Source organism: Coleofasciculus sp. FACHB-712 (assembly GCF_014695635.1).
GTDB lineage: Bacteria > Cyanobacteriota > Cyanobacteriia > Cyanobacteriales > FACHB-T130 > FACHB-T130.
The window spans coordinates 1-7,214 of record NZ_JACJOQ010000039.1; the positions used below are offsets into that span (position 1 = coordinate 1).

General features: G+C 48.2%; 6 protein-coding genes. 3 read left to right on the forward strand and 3 right to left on the reverse strand.

Features of this window, described 5'->3' with window-relative positions; translation table 11 throughout:
• Positions 1–178: 178 nt before the first annotated feature.
• The 3 genes from tkt to acpP all read right to left on the reverse strand — a co-directional run bounded on the left by tkt (position 179) and on the right by acpP (position 4,188).
• Complete coding sequence (gene tkt, locus H6F50_RS00680; RefSeq protein WP_190413004.1) at positions 179–2,191, reverse strand: transketolase; 2,013 nt, start codon at positions 2,189–2,191, stop codon at positions 179–181.
• A gap of 286 nt (positions 2,192–2,477) precedes the next feature.
• Positions 2,478–3,731 carry a beta-ketoacyl-ACP synthase II gene (gene fabF, locus H6F50_RS00685; protein ID WP_190425191.1) on the reverse strand — a complete coding sequence of 418 codons (1,254 nt, stop codon included), beginning with the start codon at positions 3,729–3,731 and terminating at the stop codon, positions 2,478–2,480.
• A gap of 205 nt (positions 3,732–3,936) precedes the next feature.
• Positions 3,937–4,188 carry an acyl carrier protein gene (gene acpP, locus H6F50_RS00690; protein WP_190425194.1) on the reverse strand — a complete coding sequence of 84 codons (252 nt, stop codon included), beginning with the start codon at positions 4,186–4,188 and terminating at the stop codon, positions 3,937–3,939.
• A 381-nt stretch (positions 4,189–4,569) separates the two neighbouring features.
• Between acpP and H6F50_RS00695 the strand changes: the two genes are divergently transcribed.
• The 3 genes from H6F50_RS00695 to H6F50_RS00705 form a co-directional block, all read left to right on the forward strand.
• On the forward strand, positions 4,570–5,475 hold the full coding sequence (locus H6F50_RS00695) for a CoB--CoM heterodisulfide reductase iron-sulfur subunit B family protein (protein ID WP_190425197.1): 906 nt from the start codon (positions 4,570–4,572) through the stop codon (positions 5,473–5,475).
• Positions 5,476–5,695: 220 nt separating this feature from the next.
• Entirely contained in the window at positions 5,696–6,181 is a 486-nt protein-coding gene (locus H6F50_RS00700) for a hypothetical protein (protein WP_190413000.1), read from the forward strand.
• 548 nt (positions 6,182–6,729) lie between these two features.
• Positions 6,730–7,214 (forward strand): response regulator (locus tag H6F50_RS00705; protein ID WP_190425200.1); only part of this gene is annotated, 485 nt, incomplete at its 3' end.

The window sequence follows — 7,214 nt, forward strand, 5'->3', positions numbered from 1 at the left end:
AAAATGGTTGATACTTTGCTTGCTACTGCACTTGATTTAGTCAATCCAAAACACCTACGCAACTGGTTCACAAACTGCTGCTACTGTACTTCATGAACTTGCAATCTGCTGTAACTCAGATGTGAATAAAAAAGGGGGGACTTTTCAGCCCACCCTACAAGAGACTATTTCCTAGCTATTAGCCCAACAGAGCCTTCGCCTTCGCGACTACGTTATCAACATTGAAGCCGAACTTCTCTAGAGCAACTGGCCCTGGAGCAGAAACGCCAAAGCGGTCAATGCTAATCATCGCGCCTTCATTTCCGAGGTAACGGCACCAGCCGAAACTAGAAGCGGCTTCTACAGCTAGGCGCTTAGTGACAGCCTTGGGTAATACAGATTCCCGGTAAGCTTCATCCTGCTCGTCGAACAACTCCCAGCTGGGCAGGGAAACGACACGGACTTTCTTCCCTTCACCGCGCAACTGGTCTGCTGCCTTGGCGCAAAGTTGCAGTTCGCTTCCGTTGCCAATCAAGATAATCTCAGGCGTGCCATCGCTATCGGAAAGGATGTAACCACCCTTAGTGGTGCCTTCAATCGAAGTGCCAGCCAAGTTGGGCTGTGCTAAACGAGACAGCGCCAGAAGGGTCGGACGATGCTGGTTAGCTGCCTCAATCGCCACTTTATAACAACCAGAGGTTTCGTTTCCATCAGCAGGACGCATTACCGTTAGCTGGGGAATAGCCCGCAGGGAGGCAATCGTTTCCACAGGTTGGTGAGTAGGGCCATCTTCACCTAACTGGATTGAGTCGTGGGTCATTACCCAGATCACGCCCGCATGAGAGAGCGCTGAGAGACGAATCGCTGCCCGCATATAGTCAGCAAAGACTAAGAAGGTTGCTCCATAGGGAATCAAACCTGTGCCGTGCAGAGCAATGCCATTACAAATCGCTCCCATACCGTGTTCGCGGACGCCAAAGCGCAGGTTGCGATTTTCGTAGTGACCTTTGAGGAAGTCGCCAGAACTCTTGATTAAGGTCATGCAGGAACCAGCCAAGTCAGCTGAACCACCCAAGAGTTCGGGTAAAATTCCAGCTAGAGAATTCAAGCATTTGCCAGAGTGATTGCGGGTAGCATCTGCTTTGTCTTCTGGGGTGTAGGTGGGGAGAACTTTGTCCCAACCTTCTGGCAGTTTGTTGCTAATCAGCCGTTCTAATTCAGCAGCTTCCTCTTCATATTTGGCTTTGTAATTTTCCCAGTTTTTATTCCACTCTTCCTCATACTTAGCACCGCGCTCGATTGCCTTGCGCCAATGGTTGAGGGCATCTTCTGGAACTTCAAAAGGCTCGTATTCCCAACCCAGATGCTCGCGAGTTGCTTTCACTTCATCCCCACCCAAGGCAGAACCATGTACGCCGTGGGTGTTGGCTTTATTGGGAGAACCGTAACCAATGGTAGTGGCAACTTTAATTAATGAAGGCTTATCAGTAACAGCTTTAGCGGCTTCAATTGCTTTGTGAATTGCCTCTAGGTCGGTGTTGCCGTCTTCTACGGTTAGGACGTGCCAGCCGTAGGCTTCATAGCGCTTGCCGACATCTTCGGTGAACGATAAATCGGTGTGACCGTCGATGGTGATTTTGTTGTCATCGTACAGGGCAATCAGTTTGCCCAGCCCCAGGTGTCCGGCTAGGGAACAAGCTTCGGCAGAGACGCCTTCTTGGTTGCAACCATCACCCAAAATTACATAAGTGTAGTGGTCTACGATCGTATGATCGGGCTTGTTAAATTTAGCTGCTAGATGAGCTTCAGCCATTGCTAAGCCTACAGCGTTAGAAATTCCTTGACCGAGGGGACCTGTAGTGACTTCTACGCCTCGAGTCATGAAGTTTTCCGGGTGACCGGGAGTTTTCGATTCCCACTGCCGGAACTGCTTGAGGTCTTCAATCGTTAAATCTTCGTAACCAGTTAAATACAGTAAGGCGTACTGTAACATGGAGCCGTGACCGGCAGAGAGGACGAAGCGATCGCGATTGAACCATTTGGGATTTTTTGGGTTATACCGCATAAAGCGGTCCCAAAGCACAAATGCCATTGGAGCCGCGCCCATCGGTAGCCCTGGATGCCCTGATTTTGCCTTCTCTACGGCGTCAATCGCCAGAAAGCGGACGGAGTTAATACAAAGTTCTTCGAGTGATTGGGTTGCAACGGCCATAATCTCTTCTACTTAACGACGGTTTAGCACGCTAATTGGCTGAGCGGGAAGTTGAATGCTCTGGATCGCCCTAAGCACCCATTAACCGATCATCCCATTAGCCGGATGGATGGGCAAGTCGTGGGCAGTATTAAGGGATCGCCATTCCATCGAAATAGGTGGTCTTGCTTACCCCATCTCGATTCGGAATGGGAGATCCCGTACTTTGTGAGAAACACGATAAATTATAAAGGGTGAAGGATTAAATTTTTTTCCTTCACCCGACCCACTGATATTTTTATCGCCCCTATCTGTACTTTTTAAATGCGAGTGTCACGTTGTGACCGCCAAACCCGAAAGAGTTCGACAGCGCCACCTCGACGGTTTGAGAGCGACTTTTGTTGGGTACATAATCCAGGTCACAACCCGGATCGGGGTTTTCCAGGTTGATGGTAGGAGGGATCTGGTCTTGGGCGATCGCCATCACCGTAGCAACTGCTTCAATCCCGCCAGAACCCCCTAGCAGGTGCCCCGTCATCGATTTGGTGGAGCTAACCGCCACTTTGTAGGCAACACTCTCACCTAAAGCTTTTTTGATTGCTGCTGTCTCAGTCACATCGTTGGCTGGTGTGCTGGTTCCATGAGCATTGACGTAGCTAACTCGATCGGGAGCCAATCCTGCATCTTTCAAAGCTAGCTGCATGGCTCTACTAGCTCCTTCACCACCTGGAACGGGTGCAGTCATATGGTAGGCATCGCAAGTCATGCCGTAGCCGACAATTTCTGCATAAATCCGAGCGCCACGGCTTAAGGCGTGTTCCAGTTCTTCCAAAACTAAAATGCCAGCGCCTTCACCCATGACAAAGCCATCGCGATCGCGATCAAAAGGACGACAAGCATGAGCCGGGTCGTCATTGCGCGTCGAAAGTGCCCGTGCTGAAGAAAATCCAGCCAACGATAAAGGTGTCACGGCGGCTTCGCTGCCACCACAAATCATCGCTTGGGCATATCCCCCTTGAATCAGGCGAAAGGCATCTCCCACCGCGTTAGAGCCAGAGGCACAGGCTGTCACCGGGCAAGAGTTTGGCCCTTTGGCACCCGTGTGGATTGCCGTTAAACCCGCTGCCATGTTGGCAATCATCATGGGAATCATAAACGGGCTACAGCGGTCGGGACCACGACTCAAGTAGATTTCTTGCTGGTCTTCCAACACTTTAAGACCGCCCACCCCGCTGCCAATGATGACGCCGACTTGTTCTGCGTTCAGCTCATTAATGACAAATTGAGAGTCTGCGATCGCCTGCTTGCTCGCAGCTACCGCAAATTGAGCAAAGCGATCCATCCGCTTTGCTTCCTTACGCTCCAGGTATGTGTGGGGGTCAAATCCCTTGACTTCACCAGCGATGCGACAATCATGCCGGGAAGGATCGAACAATGTAATCGGACCAATGCCATTTGTGCCGCTCAACAACCCTGACCAATAATCTGTCAAAGTGTTGCCTATCGGTGTAATCGCGCCGAGACCTGTTACAACAACGCGCTTCCGTTCAAAATTTGTCATTATGCCAGTAATAGATGGGTTTTGCACCCAAAACGCAAAACAGTAATAGGACCGAGGAAAGAAGACTCAGAACTAAGTATCTATTGTTATTTTCAACTTAGGACTTCCCTGTGGGCGAGTTTTGCACCGAGTTTTAATTAGTTTTAATTAACGCGCCCGAAGAAAATTCTTCTTTACCCGCCCCTACAGCATTCAGCACGATTATTTATGCCGAAGCCGCCACTTTGCCACTGATGTAGTCCACAACGGCTTGAACGGTGGCAATTTGCTCAGCTGCCTCGTCTGGAATTTCGATATCAAACTCTTCTTCCAATGCCATTACGAGTTCAACCGTATCGAGGGAATCCGCTCCCAGATCGTTAGCAAAGTTAGCTTGTGGCGTGACTTCGTCGGGTGCAACCTCCAGTTGTTCCACCACAATCTTCTTGACTCTTGCAAAAATTTCCTCTTGGCTCATATTGATCCTCTACCCATTCCCTCAAGCTATGTTCTTAGGGTTATACGGTTCTAAGCATCTCTTCATCTTATCTGAAAGAGGGGACAACAAAAGCGATAGATAGTCGCTTCTCCAAGTGGCACTGTTCTATTGAAACTTAAACGAATGTCACCAGTTGCCCCCAGTATGGGATGAACAAGCGATGATAGGGGTAAAGGAAGTGCTGAGAACTGTTAGCGTAGAGGCGTGAAAGCGCGGACTGAGTGAAAAAAAGAAAAAAGTAATTTTTTTGCTCCTCCTGATTCCTGACATTCCTCGGCTCAGTCCGAGCTAACGCCCCGCTACGCTAACAGTCCTGAAATTCTCAGTCCTTCTGAATTGCCTTTGGTCTTTCGTCAAAATATGGCATCCCCGACTCTTAAATATGCTTACTTTCCCGGCTGCGTTGCTCAAGGCGCTTGCCGGGAGCTTTACCAGTCTACAGCAGCCCTCACCCAAGCCCTGGGCATCGAACTGATTGAGCTAAAAAAAGCTGCTTGTTGTGGTTCTGGTACCTACAAAGAAGATTCTCAACTGCTAGAAGATACGGTAAACGCTCGCAATATTGCTCTAGCAGAAGAACTGAATCTGCCGTTGTTAACCCATTGCAGTACCTGCCAGGGCGTAATTGGTCATGTGGATGAGCGTTTGAAGGACTCCCAACAATCAAACCCGGCTTATATAGAACAAGTGAATGGCTTACTGAAGAAAGAAGGCTGTTCTCCTTATCAAGGCAATACAGAAGTCAAACATCTGCTTTGGGCATTAGTCGCCGATTATGGACTAGAGGAGTTGCAAAATCGAGTTAGCCGCAAACTAGCTGGGTTGAAGTGTGCGGCATTTTATGGCTGCTATTTGCTCCGCGCCCAAACTCATATCCCCTATGACGACCCTCTCCAACCCGAATCGATGGAAAATGTGTTTCGGGCAGTAGGGGCGACGCCAGTTTACTACCGAGGACGCACCCAGTGTTGTGGATGGCCTCTTTCCAGCTATGCGACCACGCAATCTTTCAAGATGGCGGGGTTGCATATTCAAGAAGCCCTCGATGCGGGTGCTGATTGTATGGTGACGCCTTGTCCCCTATGCCATCTAAATCTCGACTCTCGTCAACCGGAGGTTGAAAAAACGATCGGGCATAAGTTAGGTTTGCCAGTGCTGCATTTACCCCAGTTAATTTCTCTGGCGCTGGGGATTAGCCCGAAGCAGCTCGGTTTGGATAGACACATTGTCTCAACTCATCCGGTGTTGGAAAAATTGGGCTTTTAGAGGGTAGGGTGGGCTACTTTAGTCCTAGCATCGGTGTCGTCTAAGTTTAGAAAATTCACCACTTTGATTGTTTCCTAGAAACTGTCTCGGCGGCTTGGCAGCGCGAGGCAGTTTCTACAAAATCTGACAAATTTGATGTGACATGACAAAGGCTTTCAGGTTAAAAGAATGTTAGGCGTCGGCATAAGTTTATAATTCCGATTAGGGATTGAAATAAGCGATGGATTTTGAACCAGAAGTTACTGCAACCTCAATGCCCGAAGCAACTGAATTTGCTGAACCACCAGAGCGAAGCGCCTTCGGAGCTGCGACGCTAACACCTTTGGAGTTTCTGCGAGACACCGAAGGGTTGCTGCGACGCAAAACCTTAGCAACTCTGTCGCCAGTGTTGCCGCCGCCAGTGGCAATCAGTTTGCAAGATGCTTCCGAGGTGGCTGATGAATCTCTCAACCAACTGGCAGAGATTGACTTGGATGAAATCAGCGATGAGGAATTGAAACCAGCTCGTATTCTAATTGGTTTGACTTTTTCGGGATTTGGGGCGCTTTTTCTGGTTTTGTTGCTGCTTTATCTGTATCTCTTGCATCCAGAACTTAGCCCTGTTGAGCAGGTCCGGGAATATTGGTATCAGTATATTTGGTTTGTCTGCTTGGGCGTTGCGGGAATGATGATGCTAGGTCGAGAGGCAATGCGTCCAAAAGATTAAAAATTAAATTCCTTAATTCTTAATTATCAGGGTTCTGAAAGTAACCATTGTGGCTAAACCAAATATTCAAAAAGTAACCGCTATAGCTAAAGCAAATATTAAACTTATCCAAGTAGCTTAGCTCAATATTACAAGCTTCTCAACTCCCGGAAGCCTTGTCTTTGATTGCCCAACGCTGGGGCTATGTTAACGTTCGGTAGCGCGTTTTCACCATTTGCACTACAGCGGCTTGAACTCTAGCGAGTTACAAAATGATAGGCTAAAATCCTTGCTGAGTCTGAGTTTGGTGTATTCGCACGAGAAAGAAGCGCGATCGATTGGAGCCTATCAAAGCCCCGAATTACCATTAGAACTATCGAAGTATTGAGAATCTCAGAAGGAACTGGTTTAACATTACTTAGCTTAGGATTGAGTAAGTTAAGGTTTCATAGTTTATCATCACTGAATCCAATCCTTGCAGAATTATTTGCTGGTTCTGCACCAGATGGATGAATTTAAAATGACATAGAAAGAATTTTTTTATTATCTTTATATGTTTCTTGAGCAATATGGATATTTTGATTGTTGAGGATGAACCGGAAATTGCTAAACTCATCCAAATAACTTTAGAAAAAGAGGGGTTTTCCTGTCATCTGAGTCGCGATGGTCTGAGAGCTTTACAAGTTTTTCAGGAGCAACAACCAGATTTAATCATTCTCGACTTGATGTTACCGGGTTTGGATGGCCTGGAAGTGTGTGCCAGAATACGGCAGAAACCAGGAGCGAAAGATCCCTATATTTTGATGCTAACGGCTAGAGGGGAAGAAATTGACCGGGTAATTGGTCTGTCTACGGGTGCTGATGATTACCTTGTCAAGCCGTTCAGCCCTAGAGAACTGGTTGCCAGAGTTCGGGCGTTACTTCGGCGTAGCCTGCGTCAGGGCGGACAACATCAGGTTTATCGCACTCAGCATTTCACGGTTGATGTAGAGCAGCACTCTGCCTCTCGTCAACTGAGTCCCCATCCTTGGGAAGCACTTGATTTGACTACCTT